The 24,171-nt window shown below is 63.4% G+C and carries 23 protein-coding genes; 19 read left to right on the plus strand and 4 right to left on the minus strand.

Annotation, left to right across the window (positions count from 1 at the left end; genetic code table 11):
* Nucleotides 1-457 precede the first annotated feature (457 nt).
* From LPW11_RS15845 to LPW11_RS15920, 16 genes are all read left to right on the plus strand, one after another.
* Nucleotides 458-2,095 carry an HAL/PAL/TAL family ammonia-lyase gene (locus LPW11_RS15845; RefSeq protein WP_230994845.1) on the plus strand — a complete coding sequence of 546 codons (1,638 nt, stop codon included), beginning with the start codon at nucleotides 458-460 and terminating at the stop codon, nucleotides 2,093-2,095.
* Nucleotides 2,092-2,538 carry a hypothetical protein gene (locus LPW11_RS15850; RefSeq protein WP_230994846.1) on the plus strand — a complete coding sequence of 149 codons (447 nt, stop codon included), beginning with the start codon at nucleotides 2,092-2,094 and terminating at the stop codon, nucleotides 2,536-2,538. The genes LPW11_RS15845 and LPW11_RS15850 overlap by 4 nt, the downstream gene beginning before the upstream one ends.
* On the plus strand, nucleotides 2,535-3,167 hold the full coding sequence (locus LPW11_RS15855; RefSeq protein ID WP_230994847.1) for a LolA family protein: 633 nt from the start codon (nucleotides 2,535-2,537) through the stop codon (nucleotides 3,165-3,167). The genes LPW11_RS15850 and LPW11_RS15855 overlap by 4 nt, the downstream gene beginning before the upstream one ends.
* Nucleotides 3,168-5,546, plus strand: coding sequence for an MMPL family transporter (locus LPW11_RS15860; protein WP_230994848.1), 2,379 nt, complete (start codon nucleotides 3,168-3,170; stop codon nucleotides 5,544-5,546).
* Nucleotides 5,543-6,208, plus strand: coding sequence for a DUF3261 domain-containing protein (locus tag LPW11_RS15865; protein WP_230994849.1), 666 nt, complete (start codon nucleotides 5,543-5,545; stop codon nucleotides 6,206-6,208). The genes LPW11_RS15860 and LPW11_RS15865 overlap by 4 nt, the downstream gene beginning before the upstream one ends.
* Complete coding sequence (locus LPW11_RS15870; protein ID WP_230994850.1) at nucleotides 6,201-6,584, plus strand: hypothetical protein; 384 nt, start codon at nucleotides 6,201-6,203, stop codon at nucleotides 6,582-6,584. The genes LPW11_RS15865 and LPW11_RS15870 overlap by 8 nt, the downstream gene beginning before the upstream one ends.
* Nucleotides 6,581-7,042: an acyl-CoA thioesterase gene (locus tag LPW11_RS15875; protein ID WP_230994851.1), complete on the plus strand. Its 462-nt coding sequence runs from the start codon at nucleotides 6,581-6,583 to the stop codon at nucleotides 7,040-7,042. Before LPW11_RS15870 ends, LPW11_RS15875 begins: the two co-directional genes overlap by 4 nt.
* A complete protein-coding gene (locus LPW11_RS15880; RefSeq protein ID WP_230994852.1) occupies nucleotides 7,039-8,169 on the plus strand; it encodes a beta-ketoacyl synthase N-terminal-like domain-containing protein in 1,131 nt (376 codons plus the stop codon). The genes LPW11_RS15875 and LPW11_RS15880 overlap by 4 nt, the downstream gene beginning before the upstream one ends.
* Nucleotides 8,169-8,909 (plus strand): beta-ketoacyl synthase N-terminal-like domain-containing protein, encoded by a 741-nt coding sequence (locus LPW11_RS15885; protein ID WP_230994853.1) that lies wholly within the window; start codon nucleotides 8,169-8,171, stop codon nucleotides 8,907-8,909. Before LPW11_RS15880 ends, LPW11_RS15885 begins: the two co-directional genes overlap by 1 nt.
* Nucleotides 8,906-10,249: a lipid biosynthesis B12-binding/radical SAM protein gene (locus LPW11_RS15890; RefSeq protein ID WP_230994854.1), complete on the plus strand. Its 1,344-nt coding sequence runs from the start codon at nucleotides 8,906-8,908 to the stop codon at nucleotides 10,247-10,249. Before LPW11_RS15885 ends, LPW11_RS15890 begins: the two co-directional genes overlap by 4 nt.
* A 38-nt stretch (nucleotides 10,250-10,287) precedes the next feature.
* Nucleotides 10,288-11,742, plus strand: coding sequence for a B12-binding domain-containing radical SAM protein (locus LPW11_RS15895; protein ID WP_230994855.1), 1,455 nt, complete (start codon nucleotides 10,288-10,290; stop codon nucleotides 11,740-11,742).
* A 6-nt stretch (nucleotides 11,743-11,748) separates the two neighbouring features.
* Nucleotides 11,749-12,690: a lysophospholipid acyltransferase family protein gene (locus LPW11_RS15900; RefSeq protein WP_230994856.1), complete on the plus strand. Its 942-nt coding sequence runs from the start codon at nucleotides 11,749-11,751 to the stop codon at nucleotides 12,688-12,690.
* Between the two features lie 61 nt (nucleotides 12,691-12,751).
* Nucleotides 12,752-13,006: a phosphopantetheine-binding protein gene (locus LPW11_RS15905; protein ID WP_230994857.1), complete on the plus strand. Its 255-nt coding sequence runs from the start codon at nucleotides 12,752-12,754 to the stop codon at nucleotides 13,004-13,006.
* Nucleotides 13,003-14,196, plus strand: a complete 1,194-nt coding sequence (locus tag LPW11_RS15910) for a beta-ketoacyl-[acyl-carrier-protein] synthase family protein (protein ID WP_230994858.1) — start codon at nucleotides 13,003-13,005, stop codon at nucleotides 14,194-14,196. The genes LPW11_RS15905 and LPW11_RS15910 overlap by 4 nt, the downstream gene beginning before the upstream one ends.
* Nucleotides 14,187-15,215 carry a beta-ketoacyl synthase chain length factor gene (locus LPW11_RS15915; RefSeq protein ID WP_230994859.1) on the plus strand — a complete coding sequence of 343 codons (1,029 nt, stop codon included), beginning with the start codon at nucleotides 14,187-14,189 and terminating at the stop codon, nucleotides 15,213-15,215. Before LPW11_RS15910 ends, LPW11_RS15915 begins: the two co-directional genes overlap by 10 nt.
* A gap of 63 nt (nucleotides 15,216-15,278) precedes the next feature.
* Nucleotides 15,279-15,902 (plus strand): acyloxyacyl hydrolase, encoded by a 624-nt coding sequence (locus LPW11_RS15920; protein WP_230994860.1) that lies wholly within the window; start codon nucleotides 15,279-15,281, stop codon nucleotides 15,900-15,902.
* 561 nt (nucleotides 15,903-16,463) lie between these two features.
* Here LPW11_RS15920 and LPW11_RS15925 read toward each other — a convergent pair.
* The 3 genes from LPW11_RS15925 to LPW11_RS15935 form a co-directional block, all read right to left on the minus strand.
* Complete coding sequence (locus tag LPW11_RS15925; protein WP_230994861.1) at nucleotides 16,464-17,654, minus strand: DUF2062 domain-containing protein; 1,191 nt, start codon at nucleotides 17,652-17,654, stop codon at nucleotides 16,464-16,466.
* A complete protein-coding gene (locus LPW11_RS15930; RefSeq protein ID WP_230994862.1) occupies nucleotides 17,651-19,117 on the minus strand; it encodes a polysaccharide deacetylase family protein in 1,467 nt (488 codons plus the stop codon). The genes LPW11_RS15925 and LPW11_RS15930 overlap by 4 nt, the downstream gene beginning before the upstream one ends.
* Nucleotides 19,118-19,225: 108 nt before the next feature.
* Nucleotides 19,226-20,146, minus strand: coding sequence for an alpha/beta hydrolase (locus LPW11_RS15935; protein WP_230994863.1), 921 nt, complete (start codon nucleotides 20,144-20,146; stop codon nucleotides 19,226-19,228).
* Nucleotides 20,147-20,328: 182 nt separating this feature from the next.
* On the opposite strand from LPW11_RS15935, the gene LPW11_RS15940 reads away from it, so the two are divergent.
* From LPW11_RS15940 to LPW11_RS15950, 3 genes are all read left to right on the plus strand, one after another.
* Entirely contained in the window at nucleotides 20,329-20,853 is a 525-nt protein-coding gene (locus LPW11_RS15940; RefSeq protein ID WP_230994864.1) for a hypothetical protein, read from the plus strand.
* Between the two features lie 348 nt (nucleotides 20,854-21,201).
* Entirely contained in the window at nucleotides 21,202-21,996 is a 795-nt protein-coding gene (locus tag LPW11_RS15945) for a hypothetical protein (protein WP_230994865.1), read from the plus strand.
* Between the two features lie 64 nt (nucleotides 21,997-22,060).
* Entirely contained in the window at nucleotides 22,061-23,515 is a 1,455-nt protein-coding gene (locus LPW11_RS15950) for an SLC13 family permease (RefSeq protein ID WP_230994866.1), read from the plus strand.
* Between the two features lie 186 nt (nucleotides 23,516-23,701).
* Here LPW11_RS15950 and LPW11_RS15955 read toward each other — a convergent pair whose 3' ends face one another.
* Nucleotides 23,702-24,025 (minus strand): YtxH domain-containing protein, encoded by a 324-nt coding sequence (locus tag LPW11_RS15955; RefSeq protein WP_230994867.1) that lies wholly within the window; start codon nucleotides 24,023-24,025, stop codon nucleotides 23,702-23,704.
* Nucleotides 24,026-24,171: the final 146 nt, after the last annotated feature.

A 24,171-nucleotide genomic window follows, 5' to 3' on the forward strand; every position in this document is an offset into this window, starting at 1 on the left:
CTGTCCCTCCCCTTGAAAGGGAGGGGACGCTGGGGAGGCGCGTTGCAATGTAGGCCGGAATAAGCGGAGCGTTTCCGGCACACGCTGAACCGCCGGGGTCAGGCTTTGCATTTTGCGATTAGGTGCGCAGATGTGAATATGCGAAGCCTGACCCGCGTGTTGTAGGCCCGGGGGAACCCCATCCCCACCCTGGCCCTCCCCTTGAAAGGGAGGGGACGCTGGGGAGGCTGCGTCAATGTAGGCCGGAATAAGCGGAGCGTTTCCGGCACAAGCTGGACCGCCGCAAGTGTGCCGGGAACGCCTGCGGCTTATCCCGGCCTACGGATACCCCCACCCCTTGCGGGCGGGGGACAGGGGGCGGGGGAAGAGGCCACCTGCATCGGTGATGGCAGCTTCACCCACCCCCCAGCCCCCTCCCGTCGAGGGAGGGGGAGGAAAGACGACAAAGGAAATCACTATGACTGAAATTCCCGTCGTGGTCCTCAACGGCTACGACCTTACAGTTGAAGATATAGTTGCCATCGGCGTCGGCGACAAGAAGGTCGCGCTGGAGCCCGCCGCTCTGGAGCGCTGCCGCGCCAGCCGCGGCTTTCTCGAGGAGGAGGTGGCCGCGCGCCGCATCATCTACGGCGTCAACACTTCCTTTGGCCCGATGTGCAACAAGATTATCGAGGACGCCGAGATCGAGGCGCTCCAGGTAAACCTGATCCGCAGCCACGCGGCCGGGCTCGGCGATCCGCTGAAGCCGTACGTCGCCACCGCGGTCATGGCGGTCCGCCTGAACACCCTGGTGAAGGGATTCAGCGGTGTGCGCCTCGAGCTCCTCCACTTCATGCAGAACCTCATCAATACCGGGATCGCCAGCTACATCCCCGAGTGCGGCAGCGTCGGCGCCTCCGGCGACCTCATCCACCTCGCGCACCTCGCCCTCACCATCATCGGCGAGGGGAAGGCCTATTATCAGGGGGAGTTGCACGACACCGCAGCACTCTTCCAGCGCCTTGGCATCACCCCCATGCGCCTCTCCTTCAAGGAGGGGATCGCCCTCATGAACGGCACGAGCGCCATGACGGCGCTCGCCGCCTTCGCCCTTTTCGGCGCCAAGAAGCTGTACCGCTTGGGGTGCGTCACCGGCGCCTTCGCGCTCGAGATATTCGGCGGCATCGACGACGCCTTCGACGAGGACCTGCACCTCGTGAAGCCGCACGCAGGGCAGCTGAAGGTCGCGGAGACGGTGCGCAGCCTCTACGCCGGCTCCGGAAACATCACGCTCAGAAAAGACATGCACGAGCTCATCCGTAGCCACGAAACGGAAGGGCCGGTGTACGAGACGACGATCAACGTGCAGGACGTGTACTCCATCCGCTGCACGCCGCAGATCCTCGCGCCGGTGCTCGAGGCGATCTCCTACGCCACCACGGTGATCGAGACGGAGGCGAACTCCTCCAACGACAACCCCATCATCATTCCGGAGAAAAAGAAGATCATTCACGGCGGGAACTTCCACGGCCAGAGCGTCGGCTTTGCCATGGACACCCTCTGCATGGCGATTGCCACCCTGTGCACCCTCTCGGAGCGGCGCATCAACAAGTTCCTGGACCGCTCCCTCAACGAGGGGCTCCCGGAATTCCTCATCCCCGGCACCCCCGGCCTCACCATGGGGTTCATGGGGGCGCAGTACCTCGCGACCTCGACTACCGCGGAGAACAGGCAACTGGCAAACCCGGTGAGCACGAACTCCATCTCCTGCAACGCCTCGAATCAGGACGTGGTCAGCATGGGAACTGTGGCGGCACGCAAGGCATTCCGCTCGGTCAGTAACGCGAAGCACATCCTCACCCTTGAGGTGCTCGCCGACCTGCAGGCGCTCTCCTTCCGCAACGCGGAGCGCCTCGGCACCGGGACCGGGAGGATCTACCGCATCCTCAACGCGCACTTCTCCGTGTACGACAACAAGAGGGTCTTTCACGACGACCTGGTGAAGTTCAGAAAGCTCCTCTTCTCCAGCCAGATCTTCGACGACCTTTCCCCCTACCTCTGTGAGGCGCCGTCGGACGCGCCCCCCGCAGGGAGCCACGCGGAGCTCTACGCATGATCGATCTCACCCTGCCGATGCCTGCCGAAACCTTCATTCCGCACCGCCCGCCGATGCGGCTCGTGGAGACACTTTTGACCTACGGCGAACTCGCCGGGACCGTCGAAGCGACACCCGAAGCGGGTTCCGTCCTCGTGAACGGCGCCGGTGAACTGCACGAAGTTGCCCTCGTCGAGCTTCTCGCGCAGGGGTATGCGGTCATAAAGGGGTACGACGACCTCTCCCGCGGCAAGGCGATCTCCGAGGGGTTCCTCGTGGGGGTGAAGCGCTTCAGGATCTCAGGGCAGGCGTGCGCTGGGGACCGGCTTCTCGTGCACATAAGGACGATCGGAACCTTCGAGGGGTTCGCCGTCGCCGAGGGGGAGATCGAGCGGGAAGGGGAGGCGATCGCGTCGGGAACCATAAAGCTCTGGATCACCGAGGGCGCAGGGGGTAAGGCATGAGATACCTCTTCATCGCAATTGCTGCAACGTTCTTCTTCATCTTTTCCATCGGCGCGCAGGTGACCGGTGCCGCGCAGGCACCGCCCGAGAGCGTCTTTCAGCAGCTGCAGCGCACCGCCAGCGGCGTGCGCACCCTTTCGAGCGATTTTGTGCAGGAAAAGCACCTGAGCATGTTCAAGACGGTCGTCTCCTCCAAGGGGCGCTTCAACTTCAACAAGCCGGACCAGCTGCGCTGGGAAATCACCGCGCCTGTCGCCTCCGGGTTCGTCCTGAAGGGGGACAAGGGGAGGCGGTGGCACGCGCACACCGGCCGCACCGAGTCGTTCCAGATAAGCCAGGAGCCGGTCATGAAGCTCGTGGCGGATCAGCTCCTTTCCTGGGCGCAGGCGGACTTTGCGCGCATCCAGAAGGAGTACCGCATAACTGTTCTGGACGATGCGCCGGTGTCGCTGCGCCTGGAGCCTACCTCCGCGACGACCGCCGGTTTCCTGCGCTATCTCCTGGTGAGCTTCAGCCCCGACGGCCGCTACGTGCGCACAGTCGAGGTGCACGAGCAGGACGGCGACTTCACCCGGATAAAGTTCGTGAACACGGCGGTTAACAAGCCGCTGAAGGCGGACCTCTTCTAGATGCCGGTTCCCTCCTGCACGATCTTCGAGCGCCTGTACCGCTTCCTGGCGACCCGGCGCCGCGCGCTCTTTGGCACCACGATCCTGCTGGTGATCCTCGCCACCCTTGCCTCCACCAGGCTGCACATCGAGGAGGACATCGCCGCGATGCTCCCGGACGACGGCTCCAGCGTCGCCAAGGACTTCGAGCTCCTGCAGCTCGCCCCCTTCACCCGGAAGGTGGTGATTACCCTGAGTGGAGGAGAGGGGACCGACCCCGCGACCCTTTCGGCCGCCGCCGACCGTCTCGCCGCCTCGCTGGCGGGCGCCGGAGTCTCCAAGGTGACGACCGGTCCCGACAGCGCAGCAGGGGGCCTCTTCCGCTGGCTCGGATCGACCTTGGGGAGCCTCGCAGGGGAGGAAGAGCTCTCCCGTCTCGGGACGATGAGCACGGGGGCGGAGGTGCAGAAACGCCTGCGCGCGAGCTATGAGTCGCTCCTCTCCCCGGAGGGGTGGGCCCTGAAGGGGAGCATCCAGAACGACCCGCTCTCTTTCTCGGCGGTCGCCATGGAGAAGATGCGCTTCCTGAACATGATCCCGCACCTGCGGCTGGTCGATAACCACTTCATGAGCGCCGACGGGAAGAACGCCCTCGTGGTCCTCGACTCCACCGTATCGATGACCGATTCGGACGGCTCCCGAAAACTCCTGGAGCGGATCAGGCAGGGGGTCGCGAAGAGCCTCCCGCAGGGGGTGAGCGCGACGGTGATCTCCGGGCACCGCTACACGCTGGTGAACGCGGACACCATAAAAGGGGACCTCGCCCTCATCCTCACCGTCACCTCGGTGGCGGTGCTGGGGATCTACTTCTTCTTCCTGCGCTCCCTGAGTGCGGTCTTTGTCTTTCTGGTGCCGAGCTCGATCCTCGTGATCGCATCCGGCGTCATGGCGTGCCTCGACAGCAACGTCTACGCGCTTACCTTGGGCTTTGGCGGAGTCCTGCTGGGGATCGCCGACGAATACGCCATGCTCATCTACTTCTCCTGCCGGCAGGGGGGGAAGGATATCGGCACCATCACCGGCGAGGTGGCGCGCCCCGTTCTTTTTGGCGCCGCGGCGACGCTCCTCTCCTTTGGCGTAATGATGATCTCGGCGCTCCCCGGGCAGCGGGAGCTCGCGATATACTCCATGATCGGCATCGTCGCCTCCGTGGCGATCTCGCTGGTGGTGCTGCCGCACCTCGTAAAGCCGCTGCCGCAAGCTGCCGTCCCTGCCGCCCGGCTCGATCTCATGCCGCGCCTGCCGCGCCGCCTGGTGATCGGTGTATGGCTCGGGATCCTTCTCCTCTGCGGCTGGCAGACGACGAAGGTGCGCTTCAACGGAAAGTTGAGCGCGGTCAGCATGGTGACGTCGGAGCTGAAAGAAGCCGAGGATCAGGTCGCGAAGACCTGGGGGGATGTGCGGGGGAAGGCGCTCGTCTTTGCAGAGGGGCCCGATCTCGATGCCGCTCTCGCGGTGAACGACAGGCTCTTCGCGCGGCTCGGCAAGCGCTTCGCCCCGGGTGAGCTGGTGAGTATCGCGCCCCTCCTGCCGAGTTCCGCCCTTCAGGAGGAGAACCGGCAGCGCTGGATCTCCTACTGGAAGGATGGGCGCGCCGCGCGCCTTGCCGCCGATCTCGGCAGGGAAGGGGAGGCACTCGGCTTCTCCGGCGACGCATTCAAGCCGTTCCTGGAGAGGCTGAGTACTCCTCCCCCCGCCGCCACGGAAGAGGGGATGCGCGCCGCGGGGATGGAGGAGCTGGTGAATTCCCTGATCGTGCGCTCCCCGGGGGGCGTGAGGGTCCTTACCATGGTCCCCGACACGCCGGAGGCGATAGCGAGCCTCAGCGAAGAGCTGAAGGGGATCCCGGGGGTGCGGCTGGTGTCGCAGACCCGCTTTGCCACCCAGATGAGCGGCGCCATCGTGCACGACTTCACCCGCTACCTCACCATCACCTGCATACTGGTTTTCGCGCTGGTGGCGATCATCTTCCGCAACCCGCGCCGGATCGCACTGGTGCTCGTGCCGGTGGTCACCGGGCTCGTGTGCTCCCTCGGGATCATGGGGATGCTCGGGATGGAGTTCAACATCTTCAACATCGCGGCGACGATCCTCATCATCGGGCTCTGCGTGGACTACGGGATCTTCACCGTCTGCCGGCTCACGGAAGGCTCCACCCATGCGGCGGACCGCGCCGTCCTCGTCTCCGGGCTTACCACCCTTGCCGGGCTCGGGGCGCTGGCTCTTGCCCGCCACCCCTCGATGCACTCGATCGGGATGACGGTCCTTCTGGGGATCGGGACCGGGATCCCCGCGGCGCTCCTGGTGATTCCGGCTCTGTGCCGGGAGGAGGAGTCATGAAGCGGCTGGTACTGGCACTTCTCCTTTTTGTCGCCGGTTGCGGCTCGGTCCCCTTCAGGGAGACCCCCGCCGTCCCGACGGTGCAAAAGAGCGCGGCCGAGCTCGCGGCGGGGCTCTGGACGAAGGGGCGCGACACGCTTCTCCTTCGCCAGTCGGCGCTCTTCGAGCTGCGCGGCATGAAGGTCCCACTGGACGGCATCATGAAGCTCGACCCGGTCCGGAAGACCGCGCGGCTGGTGGGGATGAACGACCTCGGGGTGAAGCTGTACGACATCTCGGTGGACCGGGAGAAGACGACTCCCCATTCGATCATCCCGGATCTCGCGAAGTACCCCGGGTTCGCCGATGCGGTCGGCACCTCGGTGAGGCGCATCTTCCTCTCCCCGGAGCCGCTCCCCTCCGACCGGTTGAAGACCGGTTCCGACAGCTACGAGCTCACCCGGAGTGAAGGGGACAAAATGCTCCGCTTCCTCCTCGGCGGCCCCGAGGCGCAGCTCCTCGAGAAGAGCTCGAAGGGGGGAGGGGAATCGTGGCGGGTCCGCTACTACCAGTACGAACGGCTGCAGGGGATACCGGTCCCCACAGGCATCGTGCTCGATGACTCCGAGGCTGGCTACCGCCTCACACTCTGGATAGAAAGCGTGGAAAAGACCGATGAGTAAGATCGTGCAACAGATAGGGCAATCGGCGCTCGGCCCGCTGACGGTGGAGGAAGAAACCGTCAGCCGCAGCTACCTTTTCAGCGACGACTTCGCCGGCTTTGCGGGGCACTTTCCGCAATTTCCCATCCTCCCCGCGGTCGTGGAGATACTGACGGTGGTCTCCCTCATGGGTGAGCATCTCGGCGCGAAGCAGCGCCTGGTGGCCGTGGAGGACGCGAAGTTCATGAATCCGGTGCGGCCGAACCAGGAAGTGGCGGTCTCCTGCCGGCCGCGCACCGTGCGCGGGAAGGCCCTGTACGACGCGCAGCTCTCGGTGGAGGGGAAGACCGCCGCCGCCTTTCTCCTGGAGCTGCACCCGGTGGAGAGTGTGGCATGAGCAAGCACTATTTCCCGAAGCAGGAGGGGGCGCCCCCTTCGCTGAGCGTGACCGTGGAGCGGCAGGTCCGCTTCGAGGAGGTCGACCCTCTCGCCATCGTGTGGCACGGCCGCTACCCCAGCTTTTTCGAGGACGCCCGGGTCGCCTTCGGCGCGAAGTACGGCGTCGGCTATCTCGACTGCTACCGGAACGGCTTCCTGACCCCCATCAAGAAGATGCACGTGGACTATTTCCGTCCCCTCTCTTTCCCGGAACCGTTCACCATAGAGGGGATCCTGCACTGGACCCCGGCGGCTCGCCTGAACTTCGAGTTCATCATCAGAAACGGTGAGGGTGAGGTGACGACGACGGGGTACACGGTGCAGATGATGGTCGACACGGAGCAGAATGTCCTCCTCATCCCGCCCCCCTTCATCAGGGACTTCCTCGACCGCTGGCAGGCGGGGGAGCTTTCATGAGGGAAGTGTGCATCTGCAAGACGGGTGTGCTGACAGGGTTCGGCGCCGGGGTGGACGCCCTCTGGGAGGGCTCTCTTTGCGGCGCGACCGCGGTACGCCCCGTGGAGCGCTTCGCCACCGGGCGCTACCTCTCCTCCAGCGCCTCCTGGATCGAGGGGCTGGAGCGCGGCGCCGCCGCCTCGTTGCTCTACCCGCTCCTGGAGATGCTCCTGGACGGCTTTGGCGAGGTCCCCCGCGATGCCCTCCTTGTCACCGCCACCACGAAGGGGTCGATCGACGTGCTGGAGTCGCTGCGCGACGGCGCGGCTCCGGATGCGGCATCGCTCGCCACCAAAGGTGTGCTGGAATGGCTTGCCGCGCGGCTGGGGCTCTCCGACCCGGGGATGAACATAAACGCCGCCTGCGCCTCCTCCACCCTTGCCGTGGCGCGCGCCGCAGCGCTTATTGCGGCCGGTCGCGCCGAGGCGGTGCTGGTTGTGTGCATGGATCTCGTGAGCGAGTTTGTCTTCTCCGGCTTCTCGGCGCTCCAGGCGCTCGACCCGGAGCGCTGCCGTCCCTTTGACCGCAGCCGCAGGGGGCTCTCCCTCGGCGAAGGGGGGGCTGTTCTCCTCCTTACCAGCCGGGAGCGGGCCGCTGCCGAGGGACTCCCGGTCCTTGCCACCGTGGCGGGGTGGGGTGCCGCGAATGACGCGACGCATATCACTGCCCCCGCGCGCGACGCCTGCGGGCTCATCCAGACCGTGCAGCAGACGCTGTGCCGTGCCTCTATCGGGGCGGGAGATGTCGCAGCGGTCAGTGCCCACGGCACCGGAACGGTGTACAACGACCAGATGGAGCTCACCGCCTTCCGCGCCCTCTTCGGAGAGCGCACCCTCCCGGTCCACTCGGTGAAGGGCGCGATAGGGCACACCCTCGGTGCCGCCGGGGGGATCGAGATCGCACTCGGAGTCCGGTGCCTGCAGGAGCGACTCCTGCCGCCGACGACCGGGCTTCTCGAGCCGGAGGCGGGTGGGGAGGAAATGGTTGGCGCCACCGCGCGCCCCATCGCCGGGAGCTATCTTTTGAGCACCAACTCCGGCTTCGGCGGCGTCAATGCGGCAGTCGTGCTGCGCAGGGAGGAGCCGTAATGGAGGCGTTTATCACCGGGATCGGCTGGGTAACCTCCGGCGGGATCGGCATGGGGAAAGGGGGAAGTGACTTTCTCCCCGGAAGCGGAGAGCTTCCCCGCCTCTCGCGCAAAGATGTCTTCGACGAGCCGAACCAGCGCTTCGGGCGGCAGTCGGAGTATTCAAAGCTCGGCCTTGCCGCCGTTGCCCTCGCATTGCGCGACGCCGGGCTGGAGAAGTGGAGCGAGAAGCGCCCGGTCTCCGTCTTCGCCGCCACCGTCCTTGGGTGTCTTGCCACCGACAGCGAGTACTTCCAGACCGTCCTCCTTGAGGGGGGAGCGCTGGCGAGCCCGAATCTCTTTGCCTTTACGCTGGCGAACTGCTTCCTCGGCGAGGCGGCGCTGCAGTTTGGGCTCACCGGCTCTCTCATGGCGGTAAACGAAGGGGAGGGTGGGGGGGTGACCCCATTGCGACTCGCCCTGGAAGAAATGGCGATAGGGGATGCCGGGACGGCTCTTGCCGGAATCTGCGACCTGCCGGTGCCGGAGGGGATGGAAAAGAGCCTCCCGCTGCAGCCGGGGGCTGCTTTCATCCTCCTTTCGGCGGAAGAGCCGCAGGAGGAGGGGTACGGGAAAGTTTCCCTCGGTATGGACGGCACGGTCTCTTTCGACGGTGCGCCGGTTTCATCCTTTTTTGATCTGGTAAGGGGTGCGCTGGCTCTGAGACGTGGACCGGAAAGAAAGGAAACGGTAACCCCTTGAGACGTATATTCCTCATCTCCACCAACGTGACCCGCGAGCCGTACCCGGTGTACCCCTTGGGGTTGGCCGCCATTTCCGCAGCGCTTTCGGCGGCGGGGCACGAGGTACAACAGTTCGACATGCTCGTCGCGGGAGAGTCGCGGGAACTCCTTTGCGAGCGGCTGAAGGAATGGAATCCCGACTTTGTCTGCGTCTCCATGCGCAACCTGGACAACTGCGACTCCCTGAGCGTGACCGGCTATGCGGAGGAGGTCCGCGACGTTATAGGCGCGGTCCGGAGCGTATCGCGCGCACCGGTCATTATCGGAGGGGCCGCCTTTTCCATTCTCCCCGAGGAGCTCCTTCGCTACACCGGGGCGGACTACGGCGTGGTGGGCGAGGGGGAGCGCCTGATATGCCGCCTTGTCGACGATCTGAAAAAGGGAGTTGCGGCGCCGAGGCTGGTGCGAAACGAGTCGCTTCTCTGCGGGCCTGCGGTGCCGTCCCCTCTGTACTCGGAGGAGCTGATCGCGTTCTACCGTGCGGAGAGCGGGATGATCAACCTGCAGACGAAGCGTGGCTGCCCGTACGACTGCGTCTACTGCAGCTATCCCACGCTGGAGGGGAAGAGGTACCGCCATCGCGACCCGAAGACGGTGGTAGATGACCTGGTGCGCATCCAGGTCGACCACGGGATGGAGACGGTCTTTTTCACCGATTCCATCTTCAACGACAGCGAGGGGCGCTACATGGAGGTGGTGGAAGAGATCCTCTCCCGCGGCGTTTCGCTTCGCTGGTGCTGCTACATGCGCCCCGCCGGGATCGGCAGGACGGAGATCGCCCTCATGAAGCGGGCAGGGCTCTATGCGGTGGAGCTCGGCACCGACGCGGCGTGCGACACGACTCTAGAGGGGCTGGAAAAGGGATTCACCTTTGCCGACGCCCTGGAGGTCAACCGCGCCTGCGTCGCAGAGCGGCTACCGTGCGCGCACTTCGTCATGTTCGGCGGACCGGGGGAGACCCCGGAAACAGTGGCGGAGGGGGTGGCAAACCTGGAGCTCCTGGAGCACACAGTGGTATGCGCCTTCTCCGGGATCAGGGTCCTCCCGGGTACGAAGCTTCTTGACCGCGCGGTGCGCGAGGGGGTGCTCCCGGAGGGGGGCTCCCTGCTGGAGCCGGCCTACTACCTTTCACCCGGAGTCGACGGTGCCGTCATGAACGAGACGATCACCGAGGCGTTCCGCGGCCGGCGCGACCGGATCTTCCCGCCGGAGGAAGGGCAAAAGAGGCTCTCCATCATGCACCGCTTCGGGTACCGCGGGCTTCTCTGGGACACGCTCATAAAATTCCCGCAGCCGTAGGAAGGGAGCCGGACGTTTTCGGCATCGGAGTTAGCTTTATGCTGAACAACAAGAAGATACTGCTGGTCCACCCGCTGGGGTACCGGTCCGACGCGGCAGGGCACGACATCTCCCGCCTCGCGAACATCATGCCCCCCTTGGGTCTCGCCAGCATCGCGGCCTACGTGGAGAGGCGCGGCATGTCCGCCGACATCATCGACTGCTACGCCCGCCCCGACTCCGACCGGGCGATCTGCGACTACCTGAAGGCGGAGCGTCCCGCCTTCCTGGGGCTGAGCTGCACGACCTCCTCCTTTCTGGACGGGATACGCATCGCCGAGATGGCGCGCAGCATCGTCCCAGGGATCACCACCGTCTTCGGGGGACCCCACGTCTCTGCGTTGAAGGAGGAGCTCTTCCCGCGCTTCCGCGGCATGGACATCGCCGTCATCGGGGAGGGGGAGGAGACGATGGCGCAGCTCATGGAGAAGGGGCTCGATGACCCGGCCTCGGTGAAGGGGATCATCTATCGTCCCGGCGGGGGGGCGGAGGGGTGCTTCACCGGCTACCCCGATCAGCTCCTCGAGCTCGACGACCTCCCTTTCCCGGCGTACGAGAAGCTCGAAGGGTTCCCCACGTCGTACATGCTGCCGATCTTCAACTACCCGAAGACACCGAATACGAGCTGCATCTCCAGCCGCGGCTGCCCCTATTCGTGCAGCTATTGCGACCGCTCCGTTTTCCGGCGTTCCTTCCGCTACAACTCGGCAAGCTACCTGTACGAGCACCTGCGCTACCTGAGGGAGCGCTTCGGGGTGCGGCACATAAACTTCTACGACGACCAGTTCACCTTCAACCGCAAGAGGGTGGAGGAGTTCGCGCGTCTCATGATCGACCGCCCCCTGGGGATGACCTACAACTGCGCGGTGCGCGCGGAGCACATCGACCCGGAGCTTCTGGCGCTGATGAAGAGGTCGGGGTGCTGGATGATGAGCCTGGGGATCGAGACGGGGGATCCGGAGCTCCTCGCCCAGCACCGGCAGAACGCCGACCTGGACCACCTGGCCCGGAAGATCCGCATGATAAAGGACGCCGGGATGCGCACGAAGGGGCTCCTGATGATCGGGCTCCCGGGAGAAACGGAAGAGAGCATCCGGCGCAGCATGGACTACGTCTTCTCCCTCCCGATCGACGACTTCAACCTGGCGAAGTTCACCCCTTTTCCCGGGTCGCCGATCTACGACCGGATCCACGAGCTCGGCGAGTTCAACGAGGACTGGGAGCAGATGGACTGCATGAACTTTCTCTTCGTGACAAAGGGGATGACGAGGGAGCGCCTGGAGGAGCTTTTCCAGGAGTTCTACCGCAACCACTTCAAGCGGCCGAAGGTGCTCTGGGGGTACGTGGCGATGCTGTGGCGCTCGCCGCACAGCTGGCAGCGCTTCATCGGCAACATGGGGAGCTTTTTGAAGTTCACCCGCAACACCGAGCGCTATCTCGAGCCGGAGGGGTGATTTCCGGTGGCCGCTAGCAATGCACAGCAGCCGGGGAAGAAGTGGACGAGCCGCAGCATCGGGGCCGACTGGCAGCACCGGGTCTTTTACACGCTGATCCGCTTCGGCGGGCGGTGGGCAGCAGACTTCCTGCTCGTCTTCGTGGTCCTCTACTACACCCTCTTTCGACCCTCGGTGCGAAACCGCTCCATGCACTACCTGAGGCGCAGGTTTCCGAGGCACGGGACGCTCGGGCTTTGGTGGGGGAGCTACCGCATGAGCTTTGGCGTCGGGCGGGTACTGGTGGACCGGGCGGTGCTGGGGATACTCGGGCCGCAGTACCTCTCCGTCAGTCTGGAGGCACGCGCCGCGCTGGCGGCGCTCCTTGCCGAGGGGCGCGGGCTGATCCTGGTGACGGCGCATGTGGGGTGCTGGCAACTCGCCATGTCCAGCCTTTCGCACCTGGGGAGCGCGGTGAGCCTCGTGATGCACCGCGAAGAGGGTGACGTCGACCGGCAGTTTTTCGAGCATGGAGGGGGGGAGGCGCCGTACCGCTTCATCGACCCCGCGACGGCACTCGGCGGTTCCCTGGAGATGCTGCAGGTCCTGAAGAATGGGGAGGTGCTGAGCATCATGGGGGACCGGATGATGGGGGGGAAGAGGAGCTGCCTCTCGGTCCCCTTCCTCGGCGACCCGATAGAGGTGCCCTTCAGCCCATACATGCTGGGGTCCGCCACCGGAGCGCCGGTGGCGGTGATCTTCCCGCACACGGTCGCTCGCGGGAAGTATGGTCTCCAGGTGGCCCGCGTGATGCGGGTGCCGGAGGGGCTGGGGAGGCGCGGCGAGGCGTATCGCCCCTACGCCGAGGAGTTTGTGCGCGCCCTCGAGGAGTTTGTCGAGGAGCGTCCGTACCAGTTTTTCAATTTTTACGACATGTGGGCACCCGTCGGACCAGTCGGACTGGTCTGACCAGTCGGACCAGTCGGACCAGTCGGACCGAGCAACCAATTATACAGATCAAGGAGATCTCATGGATACCAAGGAAAAGCTGAAAAAGATTCTGGTGCAGGACCTCAATCTCGAAGAGGTGACCCCCGAGGAGATCGAGGACGACGCGCCTCTCTTCGGCGACGGGCTCGGGCTCGACTCCCTCGACGCGGTAGAGCTGGTGGTGCTGGTGCAGAAGCATTTCGGCGTCGAGATAAAGGACATGGAGGAAGGGCGTGCCGCCTTCCAGTCTGTGAACGCGCTTGCTGCCTACATCGAGGCGCGCCTCTCCGCATGAGCCGCCCCTGGCAGGTAGCCATCACCGGGATCGGATGCATCTGCGCCGCAGGCGCCAGCGTCCCCGAGTGCCTGGAGACGCTCTACCGTGGGGAGCGGGACCCGCGTCCGCCGACCCGTTATTCCAGCAGCCACTCCACCGCCTATCCGGTCTTCGAGATACCGGGATTCGAGGAGCCGCCCGAGATCCTGCGCACGGCGGCGCTGGGTGTCCACGCGGCACGGGAGGCGCTCGCTGACGCAAGACTTGCGCCCGCGGAGCTCGAGAGGTTGCGGGTCGGTGTCTGCGTCGGAACGACGGTCGGGAGCGCCTTCAACAACGAGGTCTTCTGCCGCGAGTACCGCGCCGGGATCGACCCGGACCTGGAGCCGATCGAGCGCATCTTGCGCAGCAACCCTGCGGAAGTCATTGCCGGGGAATTCGGCTTCGACGGCCCCTGCCAGACCGTGGTAAACGCCTGCGCCTCCGGCACCGACGCCGTGGGGATCGGCGCCTCCTGGATCCGCGGCGGCATCTGCGACGTCGTCATCGCCGGCGGCGCCGACGAGCTCGGCCGCATCACCTACAACGGCTTTATCTCCCTCATGATCACCGACGACTCCCCCTGCAGGCCTTTTGACAGGGATCGGAAGGGGCTGAATCTCGGGGAAGGGGCGGGGATGCTCGTCCTCGAATCGGAAGTGGTGCGGGCGCGGCGCTCGAAGAAGGCTCGCTCCTTCCTCATCGGCTACGGCTCCGCCTGCGACGCCCACCACCTCACCGCACCGAAGCCGGACGGCGACGGGTTGCGCCGTGCCCTGGCGGAAGCCCTTGGCTGCTGCGGCACAGCTCCCGGCGAGATCGCCTTCGTCAATGCGCACGGCACCGGCACCCCCGATAACGACAGGGTGGAGAGCCGCGTCCTCGCGGACGTACTGCCGGGCGTCCCCTTTATCTCCACGAAAGGATATACCGGCCACACCCTGGGGGCTGCGGGAGCGATCGAAGCAGTCTTCACGGTCGCCTGCCTGGAGCGCGGGCGCATCCCCGGGAACGCCGGGTTCAGGACACCCGACCCCGAGCTGGGGGGGACTCCCGTTCCGGAAGCGGCCGAGATCGGCGGCTCAGTCGCCCTCTCCGAATCCCTCGCTTTTGGCGGCAGCAACTCCGTCATCGTCCTGGCAAAAGGGGAGGAGGCGCCATGCGCATGATCGTGCGGGGAATAGGGGTGGCGGGCGGCTTCGGGTGCGGTGTGGCGGACCTCTCCGCGGCGTTGCAGGGGGGGAGCGTCGTGCCGGGGGAATTCACCGTCCCCACCGGCTCCGGCCCGGTGCAGATACCGGCATTGCGGGCGTCGACCGCGCGCCTGGAAGAGTTTGTAGCGAAAAAAGCGCTGCGGCGCATCGACCACTACTCAAAGCTCGCGCTCCTCGGCTCCTCTCTGGCGCTGCAGGATGGCCGGATGCTGGGGCAGGATCTCAGCCGCCTTGGCCTCGTCATCGCCAGCGGCTATGGGGCGACGACCACGACCTTTTCCTTTCTCGACTCGGTGATCGCAGACGGCGACGCTCTCGCCTCGCCGACTCACTTTGCCAACTCCGTCCACAACGCCGCCGCGGCCTATATCACCATGATGCTTGGGGTGAAGGGGCCGAGCCTTACCGTAAGCCAGTTCGATATGTCCGTTCCCTCGGCTCTTGCGAGTGCGCGGCAGTGGCTGGCGGAGGGGAGGGTGGACCAGGTCCTCTTTGGTGCGATTGATGAGATCTCTGAGCTCGTTGGCTACCTCTGGCATCGCAGGAGTCAGACCGGTGCGGCGGGGAGGACGATCCCGGGTGAGGGGGCTGCCTTTTTCCTCCTGGGGCGGGACGAAGCTGAGGAGGGCGGGTATTGCGCCATCGACGACGTCTTCATCGGCCGGAGCTGTGCTCAATCCGTTGCCGCCCGTGACCCGTACTTCATCGTAAGAGGCAGTGGGGAAGGATCGTTCCGCAAAAGTGGCGGCATCCCTGAAGGGCGCTGCCTTGGGGAGTATGCCGGCATATACGGCAGTACCCCGGCGGGAGCTGCGTTTGATATCGCCATTGCTGCCCTGATGCTGAAAGAGGGGCGGTTTGTCGCAGGAAAAGGTGCTGCCGGAGGGGTAGAGGGGATAGAGGCAGGTCACATCTGCACCGTCACGGAGTCCGGGACAGGGGGATGCGGGGTGGTCCAGATGTCGCGGCTGTAGCAGAACGATGTACCCTGTCTCCGTCAAGGAGGCGGGAATGTTATGTGATGAAAGGAACTGTGTATGAAGCTGAGGGCACCTTTTCGTGCAGGACTTGCAACTGCACTTTGTCTCGTCTGTCTTTCCGGCGTATCGTTTGCCGCCGCGGAGGCCCCGACAGCGCCTGTCGCTGGAGAGGTGAAGTCCGCCCCTGCCGACGAGCGCCTGCCGACCCAGCACGGCGTGTCGCTGGAGTACGGCTATGTGTTCGATCCGCAGGAAGATCTTACCTATGCCATGGCGCGAGTCTTCGCTATCTACGACTACGCGAGCATCTGGCGCAACACCGCGCGCAAGGAGCTGCGCTTCAAGATTGAAGGGGCAGCGGGCAGTACCATCACGCCCAGTGCCAATGCCATGGTGTCAGCGAACATGTTCGCCATGTACTACCCTTGGTTCCGTCCGAATCCGACCTTCCGCCCGTACATAGAGGGGGGGATCGGGATCATCTACACCCAGTTCAGGGTGCAGGGGCAGGGGCTGCACTTCAACTTCAATCCGATACTCGGGGTAGGTGTGGAGATGCCCCAGAAGGACGGGAAGAACCCCTTCATGTCGCTGCGCACGCACCATATCTCCAACGGGAATCTCTACCACGAAAACCGCGGAGTAAATGCGGTCGTCCTCCAGGCCGGACGCTACTTCTAGTCCACCTGCACGCACAGTAAAAAGGGGGCAGGCTACTTTTCTGAAGAGGAAAAAGTAGCCTGTCCCTTTTTTTTGAGGTTCATTTAGGAATGAGTAGTATTGCCATGAAGCACTGCAGATGGCCTAACGTTCCCCCTTCGCCGCGAAGGCTCATGCGAGAATTCGGTCGTAGTATGTTCCAATGAAGGGCCGCACGAGGCCTCGCGTCCCCCCCTTTGCGACTTGGCGAGGACCGTCCTGAAACCGGCGCAACTGTTTGTGGTCAGGGCAATTTGCAAAAAAGTGGTGGGGCCTGTGTCGTTGATCTTTAGACTGCCGCAGCACCGCGGTTCGACGACCGAGACGTGCTGTTAAACGGGTGAGGAGACTTGAAGATCAAATCCCCCCTGCCCCCCCTTCGCAAAGGGGGGAACGTTAGGCCTTCTGCAGTGCTTCCTGGCAATGTACCGACGCTCCCCCGGAATTCCCTGATGAACCTTTGCGCGAAGGGGTGAACGCGACTTCTCGTGCAGTGCCTGAGGAAATCTTCGATGCTCCGCATAATCACGGAAGAAGTCTTTTTCAGCGATTGCCGCTCTTTCTCTTTCTAAACCAGTTGACTACGAGATACGTGAGGGCTGCGCCGAGGGCGCCGAGGAGGGGGCCGATCAGGAGTGAGCCTATCAGCCATTCGAGGAGCCGGTGATGCAGCTCGTACAGGAGTGTCTGCTTGCTGAAATCTTCCAGCGGCGCACCATACAGCAACAGGTGCCCTACCTCCACACAAAGAAGGGGCACGAAGGGGGCGATGCAGAGGTTGCTCGCGCCGACGGCGGCGACCTTGTTGAGGTGGATCTTGTGGGCTGTGTACACGATCGCCGCGATCCCAAAAGGGATTATCGGCAGCGCGCCCAGAAAGATGCCGATCCAGGCGGCGGCGGCGAGCTGCGCGGGGCTCGAGTGCTCCTTGCTGATCGCCTTGAAAAACGCGACCGGTCGCAGGATGCTCGGCCGCAGCTCGGTCCCGGTCGACTTGCGGTACAGCCGCCGCTGCGGCCAGGGGAGAAGGGAGCGGGTCACCAGGCAGGTGTGCAGGCAGGTCAGGCGCACGTTGTCCCTGAACTTGTCAAAGTGGGATATGCGCTCCTCCCCCGGCGGATAATACACGGAGACGGAGACGGAACTGATCGGCAGCCCCGCCCATGCCGCGCGCACCAGCACCTCTATCTCAAAGGTGTAGCGCCTGGAGAAAAAGCGACCCCCGACGAGGAAGTCGACTGGATAGAGCCGGTAGCCGCTCTGGGTGTCGGGAAGGGTTTGGCCACACTCGAGACGGACCCAGAAGTTGGAGAAGTCCCTGCCGAAGAGGCTCGAGGCGGGGACATTATCCTCTTTATCCATCCGGCGCGCGCCGATGACCAGTGACGGCCAGTCCGCGGCAGCTGCCTCGACGAGCAATCGGGCGTCGGCAGGGTCGTGCTGGCCATCGGCGTCGATGGTCAATATCGCCTCGAACCCCTGCTCGGCCGCGACAGCTGCGGCGGCGAGGATCGCGCTTCCCTTCCCTGCATTTACCGCCAGATGATGTCGCTGCACCGGCAGGTCCTTCACAACCTCCAGACCGGCGTCTGTGCTCCCGTCGTCCACCACCAGCACAGGAAAACCCGCGGCGAGTGCCTTTTCGGCCACCCCTCTCACCGTCTGGGAATGGTTATAGAGCGGTATCACCACGAGCGTCCGCGGCGCCGGCACCTCCGGATGCGACTCGGTCACTTCTCCCTCCGGCCGGCATCCCCGAGCGGCTTGCGGGCTGTGACCTCCAGAAGCATACCGCCGTTGATCCCGCACTTCAGGAGGTGGGAAGATATGGAGATCTTCTCGAATCCGGCATCCTTCAGCATCTTCTCGATCTGCCGCCGGGAGTGCGACTTGAGCCAGAGCCCCTGCCGCATGGCGTTTCCGATCTGGGTGAAGAATCTGAAGAATGAGGTTCTGGCGGTGATGAAGTAGACGGCGCCACCGGGCTCGAGCTCGGCGGCGATCTTCTTCACGAATCCCGGGAGGTCGGTCAGGTATTCCAGCGCCGAGAATGCGCAGGCGAGCGAGAAGGGGCCGTGCAATTCCATCTTTTCCGCGTCCCCCTGCACGGTCCGGATATTTTCGATCCCCTCTTTCTGCGCTTTCTGCTCCAGAAGATCGAGCATGTTGCGGGAGATGTCGGCCGCCACCACCTCGCGGCAGTTTCTGGCGATCTGCACGGTGAAGATGCCGGTGCCCGCGCCGATCTCCAGCACGCGGTCGCAGCCGGAGAAGAGGATTGGGACCTGTGCTTCGAAGAGGCGGCACTCGGTCGTGCGGGAAAGGGAGACGCCGGAGCCGAACTGCTCGGCGTCGTAGGTCGCCGCGAGGCCGTCGTAGAAGAGCTTTGCGGCATGCGGGTCGGCTCCGGAAGCGTCTTGCATGACTTCCTTGCCGATCAGTTGCGCGAGGGGGAGGATTTCCAGCCCCTTAGCATTCACCCCATTCAAAAACGCCTCGAACTCCCCCAGCAGATACGGCACGTCCCCCTCTCGCGGCGAAATGTCGTGCAGGAGGACGATGTCCCCCGGGCGCACCTTGGCGAGGAGTTTGCGCGCGAGCCCCTTCGTCCGGCGGTTTCCCCTGTCGCAGGCGCGGAGGCTGAAGTTGACGCAGAACATCCCCTGCTCCAGCAGAACTCGCCACAGCCGCGAACTTGTTATCCCGACCGGCGGGCGAAACGCCAGGGGGATGACGCCGAACCCTTTCAGGACCTCCTGTGCGGAGGCGACCTCTCGCCGCAGCGTGCCGCTCCCTTTCAGCATCAGGAACGGTGAGTGGTTGAAGGAGTGGTTTCCAATGGAGTGCCCGCCGTCGAGGATGGCGCGGATCAACTCGGGATAGCGCTCGGCGCGTACCCCCGTGACGAAAAAGGTGGCTTTTGCGCCGTGCCGTGCCAGAAGCTCCAGGAGTGCGGGGGTGGTGGCGGGATCGGGGCCGTCGTCAAAAGTCAGCGCGACTCCGCGCCCGTCTTTCTTCCCCTTGCTGGTGATCGGCAAAAAGAAGCTGAATTGCGGGAAAAAGGGGGCCGCGATGCAGAGGGCGAGGAAGATCAAAAGTGGCAGAGGGGAAAGGGGCGGATTGATGAAGATGAGCAGCGTGAAGATCTGAAACGCGCCCAGTGCAAAGAAATGGGCGAGGGACAACGGACAGATCATCGACTTTCCTTTTCAAGCAGCCCGGACGGTATTTGGAGGAGGGGCGCCCTCCATGGGCGGCGAGTTATCATGACCCAAAGCTGCTGAAAAGTCAAACATCCGTGCCCTTTAGCGCTTGCTCAACTTCCGGCTTGCGGTCCTTGTCTGCAGCGTCCCGAGGAACTTCGACCATGCCTGCAGGTAGGAGGTGGCTTCCACCTCCTGCGCGTCGCAGTGCCTGCCGTTCGGGACGATGTACAACATCTTCGGCTGCTGCGCCTTGGCATAGAGGCGCCGCCCCATCTCCACCGGCGCAACAGCATCCTTCGTGCCGTGAATGACAAAGACCGGCACCCTGTTTTGCTGGATCTTCGCGACGTTGTCGAAGCCGAGGTCGAAGCACCACCAGAAGAGAACGTAGTAAGGGATCGGCGCGAGGTGTTTCACGATGTCGGAAAGTGTGGTGAAGCAGCTTTCCAGCACCAGCGCGCGGGGCTGCTTCTCCAGAGCCATTTGCAGCGCCACCGCGCCCCCCATGGACTGGCCGTAGAAGATCGTGTTTTCGTAGCGCCACCCCATCGTTGAGAGAAAAGTGAGGGCTCCCCGAGCATCGTTGTACAAGTCGTTTTCTCCGAGCGGCTTGCCGCGGCTTTTGCCAAAACCGCGGTAGTCGAAGATGAAGATCGGGAAACCGCGGTCGTGCAGCAGCCTGACGTACGGCACGTTGTCCGAGAGGTTGCCGCCATTGCCGTGGAAGAAGAGGAGGGGGGGGACCTGTGGTTTCCCCGGGATGTACCAGCCATTGAGTTGTACCCCGTCTGCCGACGTGAACCACACATCCTGGTAGCGCAGCCCGTACGTCCCCGGCGTCTCCCTTACCTCCTTTTTGCTCGAAAAGATGTGGCTCCCGATGGAGCACCCGACGATGCAGGAAAGGAGGATGAGCACAAAAAGCGGTAGTGTGTGACTCTTCGTCGGAGACTTCTTGACCGGGAGAGGGTTACGGCCTCCTCTCTGGCGCAGCGTAGCCACATGATGCAAGATCCCCATGGCATCCCCCGTTTCATTCGCCCCCTCCGATCCGGAAATTAAAAGAAATCAATGCTAATCGTACTCTGCGGACCAGAAATGGCAAGACAGCGGGGATGGTGTCTCAGTGTAGACAAGGTTGACATCACGCACGCTTTGTTGTACTGGGTGGTCGTTTGTTAATTCTGTCAAAGGAGAAAATTATGAAACTGCTGTCGCTGCTTCTTGCCGGACTGCTCACCCTCACCACTGCCGCATGCTCGACGTTCCCTCCGAAGAAGGACACGGTGCTCGCCCCGTACACAAAGGTTTTGGTAAAACCGCTCTCCTTTGACGAAGTGTCGTTCGACAAGATGAGCAGCACAGACATCGAGGCATTCAAGAAGTCGAAAGCCTTCTATACGAAGCTTTTTAACGACGGGTTCAGCAAGACCTTGCCCAAGACCACCTACTTCGACAAGGCCCTTTTCGGCGGAAAGGCGGATTCAAGGACCCTGGTTGTGGAGCCGAAGCTGGTTCTAATCGATCCGGGGATAGCGATGACCTTGACCGGGAGGGGGATGACGACCTGTCGGCTAAAGGATGGCGGGAGCGGTAAAGTCATCGGCACCTACATGGTGAACCGGTACATCGACCGTAACCCTTGGGTCACCTATGCGGTGGCCGTGGAGTCGCTGGTCGCCGGCATGGGTGAGGACGCGGCGTGGTACATGACGGACGCGAAGTAACTCCTTCCTCTCCTGCAGTGTTACAATAAGCCCCGGTGGCAGACGCTACCGGGGCTTTTCCGTCTCCGGGGGCGGATCCAGGAGAGCCATGAGGTAGGGCGGCAGAAGCCTCAGGCGTACCTGGCGTCGGCGCGGACGGCGTGCCGGAAACGCTCGCGCTTATTCCAGCCTACATAACGGCTACCGTTGCCCTTTAGTCTACTACTCAGGTAGACAATGTATATATTTTTCTTGACCGTTTTGATTTTGTTCAGTATCTTCCGGATGCCCTAGTTGTTGGGTAGAGTACTAGAGGACGGGTGAGATCCAATCACCGTCCATCATGTACCGTCGGGATGAGAGAGTGAAATGAAGATCGACCAGAACAAATTGCGGGAGCTCGTCTCCCTGGATCCCCGTGATCCTTCTCCCGACGAGTTGCGGCGGGAGGACAGCGTCTTCTTCGTCGGCGGCAACCTTCCCGAACGGGAGACGCTGGAAACTCTGTACGAGAGCCACTACCAGTGCAACGCCTCTCTTTTTCATCTCACCTTCGGGGGGAGCGAACGCTTTCCGCAAGGGGAGAGCCTGGCCAGGGTCATAAAAAAGAACTTCAACGCTCACCTCATGGGAAGACTCCCGTGGGCGGCGTCTGCTGAACAGGTCGAGCGTGCCTACGCCGCCGGTGTGGACATTGTCGATATCCCCCTTACCTCCTTCGCGGACGGCCGCTCCACCGAGGTGGAGACGCGTCTGGAGGCATTGAATCACGCCCGTTCGGTCTTTCCCCGCTGGTCGGTAACCTCGACGCTGACGGTGGGACAGGAGCCGGTGACCTCTACGATGGCGGGGATCGATACCCTCCTGTCACTCGGGGTGGTTCCGCTCGTCAGGCTCTGCACAGGGGCGGCGAAGATGCCGGCGGAAGAGCTGTACGCCACCTTCGACCATCTCCATCACGGATGGAGAGGGAAGAAGGCCCTGATAAAGCCGCTGCTGCCGCTGGTATTGCTTTCCACCCCCTTCGTGCGGGTTTCGGGGCGCGGTGCCATGCGCGGCTTCATCGACATGGTCGACGACAAGCGCCTCCTCGCCACTTCCGACCTGAGGCGGATTCTCAGGGTGAAGCAGGTAGAGGAGTCGTACGCGTCATCGGGGCTGTAAGCCCCTCCAATCAGCCGGGGTGCCGCCCCTCGCCGTGCAGCAAGAAGGGAAAGACGTCACGCAGATGAACAACGATCAAAATCAGCTCTTCGACAAGCCCCTCAAGATAGACAACCGCCCGATGTGGCTCATCCTTCTGGACAAGACCGCGCGTTACCAGGTCATGGCGGCGCTCGCGGTTGTAGTGGCCATCCTGCTGCGCCTCTCCCCGCCGCAGGGGCTTTCGCCGGAAGGGTACCGCTCCCTCGTCCTCTTCGGTGCTACGATCTTTTTCTGGATCTCCGGTCTCCTCCCGATCGCGGTGACGGCGCTTCTCTCCATGGTCATGCTCCCCCTTCTGGGGATCATGGACGCGAAGAAGACCTACTCCATGTTCGGCAACGAGGCGGTCTTCTTCATTCTCGGCGCCTTCATCCTCGCTGCAGCCATGACCGGGACGGGTATATCGGCGCGCCTCGCTCGCGCCATGCTCGCGAAGTTCGGGAAGACTCCGACAAGCCTCGGGCTGACCGTCTTTCTCCTCTCGGCATTTCTCTCCTTCATCATGAGCGAGCATGCGGTAGCGGCGATGCTCTTTCCGGTCGTGACCGAGATCTCCACCGCGCTGCAGCTGGAGAAGGGGAAGAGCAACTTCGGCCGGCTCCTTTTCATGTCGCTTGCCTGGGGGTGCATCATCGGTGGTATCGCCACCTTCCTCGGCGGGGCGCGCGCTCCCCTTGCCGCCAGCCTTCTGAAGGAGGCCACAGGGCTTCACTTCTCCTTCATCGATTGGACTATTGCCGCGTGCATGATCGTCATCCCGCTCCTGGTGATCGCCTTCATCATCCTCCTCAAGTTCTTTCCCCCAGACCTGACCGACGTGGAGGTGGGGAGGAAGTTTCTGAACCACAAAAGGCTGGAAATGGGGAAGATGGGATACGATGAGATGCTGACGGCACTCGTCATGGTCGTCACCGTGTGCTGCTGGATCACCCTCGGCGAGAAGACGGGACTTGCCGCCATCGCAATCCTCGCCGCCGCGGCACTCTTCACCTTCAAGGTGGTCTCCTGGCAAAAGATCGAGGAGTACGTCAACTGGGGGATCATCCTCATGTACGGCGGCACCATCGCTCTGGCCTCGGCACTGGAGAAGACGGGGGCAGCGGTGTGGATCGTCAAGAAGGGGATGGGGTATTACGACTCACCCCTCGCCGTGATCGCCATCATCTCCCTCGTCGCCATCGTCCTTACCGAGTGCATCAGCCACGCGGCGGTCGTCGCCATACTGATGCCGGTGGGGATGGGACTCTGCCAGACCACCGGGATGGACCCGAAGGTCATGACCCTTTCCATCGCGCTCCCCGCCGGTCTCGCCTACTGCCTGCCGATGGGGACCCCTGCCACCGCCATCGCCTATGCCTCCGGCTACCTGAAGAGCCGCGACATCATCGTCTCCGGTCTGGTGATCATGGCGATCTCCTGGCTCCTCTTCATGGCCTCGGTCGTCTTCATCTGGCCGCTTATCGGGCTGAAGATCTAGTGCTCCCTCCGGCTTGGGTTGGAGGTGAGGATTCGACAGTTACCGGCTTTGAATGGGTCAACGATGGGGGTCGTCAGGAATTGGCGCGCAGAAAGACTCCTGAAATACGACGGCGGCGGGGGAGGACCCCGCCGCCTGCAGTGGTAGGTGGATGTTGTCTAGCTGAGCAGGTCACAAGCGCGGTTTCTACATCTTGTTCCTGAAGGGATCGACGATGTTCTCGGTCCGCTCCTCGCGGGTCCCGCGAAATTCCTGAGCTTTTTCCCGCACCATATCCATTCCTTCCTCGGCGGCGGATTTGCCGCGATTCATCATGGATCTGGCTTTCTCCTGCATCATCTCAGCCGTCTCCCTCGTTTTGTCCATGGCGTCCCTGGAGACGTCCTTGATCGTCTGGCGCATCTCCTCACCCGCCTTGGGCGCCAGCAACAACCCCAACGCCACACCAGCGGCAGCTCCGATCACAAATGCCATAAGCGCGGTCATGCTGCTGCTATCGTCTCTTTCCATGTCCATTTCCATCACTAAACCTCCTTGATACCTTCTTTGGGGGGCATCTCAGGTGGTGTCCACTTTGACGGTGCCTCCTCCCGTATGGCTGCTCCGGTGCTTACCTCGGCAGGTACCTTTCTGCGGGACAGAGGAACACCCGAGCC

Origin of the sequence: Geomonas sp. RF6 (assembly GCF_021044625.1) — a bacterium.
GTDB lineage: Bacteria > Desulfobacterota > Desulfuromonadia > Geobacterales > Geobacteraceae > RF6.

What these genes read in the sequence shown, in the direction of transcription:
- LPW11_RS15935 (WP_230994863.1), bottom strand. Translation starts at nt 20,146, where the DNA reads ATGGGGATCTTGCATCATGTGGCTACGCTGCGCCAGAGAGGAGGCCGT.
- LPW11_RS15860 (WP_230994848.1), top strand. Translation starts at nt 3,168, where the DNA reads ATGCCGGTTCCCTCCTGCACGATCTTCGAGCGCCTGTACCGCTTCCTG.
- LPW11_RS15870 (WP_230994850.1), top strand. Translation starts at nt 6,201, where the DNA reads ATGAGTAAGATCGTGCAACAGATAGGGCAATCGGCGCTCGGCCCGCTG.
- LPW11_RS15940 (WP_230994864.1), top strand. Translation starts at nt 20,329, where the DNA reads ATGAAACTGCTGTCGCTGCTTCTTGCCGGACTGCTCACCCTCACCACT.
- LPW11_RS15930 (WP_230994862.1), bottom strand. Translation starts at nt 19,117, where the DNA reads ATGATCTGTCCGTTGTCCCTCGCCCATTTCTTTGCACTGGGCGCGTTT.
- LPW11_RS15875 (WP_230994851.1), top strand. Translation starts at nt 6,581, where the DNA reads ATGAGCAAGCACTATTTCCCGAAGCAGGAGGGGGCGCCCCCTTCGCTG.
- LPW11_RS15885 (WP_230994853.1), top strand. Translation starts at nt 8,169, where the DNA reads ATGGAGGCGTTTATCACCGGGATCGGCTGGGTAACCTCCGGCGGGATC.
- LPW11_RS15850 (WP_230994846.1), top strand. Translation starts at nt 2,092, where the DNA reads ATGATCGATCTCACCCTGCCGATGCCTGCCGAAACCTTCATTCCGCAC.
- LPW11_RS15910 (WP_230994858.1), top strand. Translation starts at nt 13,003, where the DNA reads ATGAGCCGCCCCTGGCAGGTAGCCATCACCGGGATCGGATGCATCTGC.
- LPW11_RS15955 (WP_230994867.1), bottom strand. Translation starts at nt 24,025, where the DNA reads ATGGAAAGAGACGATAGCAGCAGCATGACCGCGCTTATGGCATTTGTG.
- LPW11_RS15920 (WP_230994860.1), top strand. Translation starts at nt 15,279, where the DNA reads ATGAAGCTGAGGGCACCTTTTCGTGCAGGACTTGCAACTGCACTTTGT.
- LPW11_RS15865 (WP_230994849.1), top strand. Translation starts at nt 5,543, where the DNA reads ATGAAGCGGCTGGTACTGGCACTTCTCCTTTTTGTCGCCGGTTGCGGC.
- LPW11_RS15855 (WP_230994847.1), top strand. Translation starts at nt 2,535, where the DNA reads ATGAGATACCTCTTCATCGCAATTGCTGCAACGTTCTTCTTCATCTTT.
- LPW11_RS15845 (WP_230994845.1), top strand. Translation starts at nt 458, where the DNA reads ATGACTGAAATTCCCGTCGTGGTCCTCAACGGCTACGACCTTACAGTT.
- LPW11_RS15895 (WP_230994855.1), top strand. Translation starts at nt 10,288, where the DNA reads ATGCTGAACAACAAGAAGATACTGCTGGTCCACCCGCTGGGGTACCGG.
- LPW11_RS15915 (WP_230994859.1), top strand. Translation starts at nt 14,187, where the DNA reads ATGCGCATGATCGTGCGGGGAATAGGGGTGGCGGGCGGCTTCGGGTGC.
- LPW11_RS15950 (WP_230994866.1), top strand. Translation starts at nt 22,061, where the DNA reads ATGAACAACGATCAAAATCAGCTCTTCGACAAGCCCCTCAAGATAGAC.
- LPW11_RS15880 (WP_230994852.1), top strand. Translation starts at nt 7,039, where the DNA reads ATGAGGGAAGTGTGCATCTGCAAGACGGGTGTGCTGACAGGGTTCGGC.
- LPW11_RS15905 (WP_230994857.1), top strand. Translation starts at nt 12,752, where the DNA reads ATGGATACCAAGGAAAAGCTGAAAAAGATTCTGGTGCAGGACCTCAAT.
- LPW11_RS15945 (WP_230994865.1), top strand. Translation starts at nt 21,202, where the DNA reads ATGAAGATCGACCAGAACAAATTGCGGGAGCTCGTCTCCCTGGATCCC.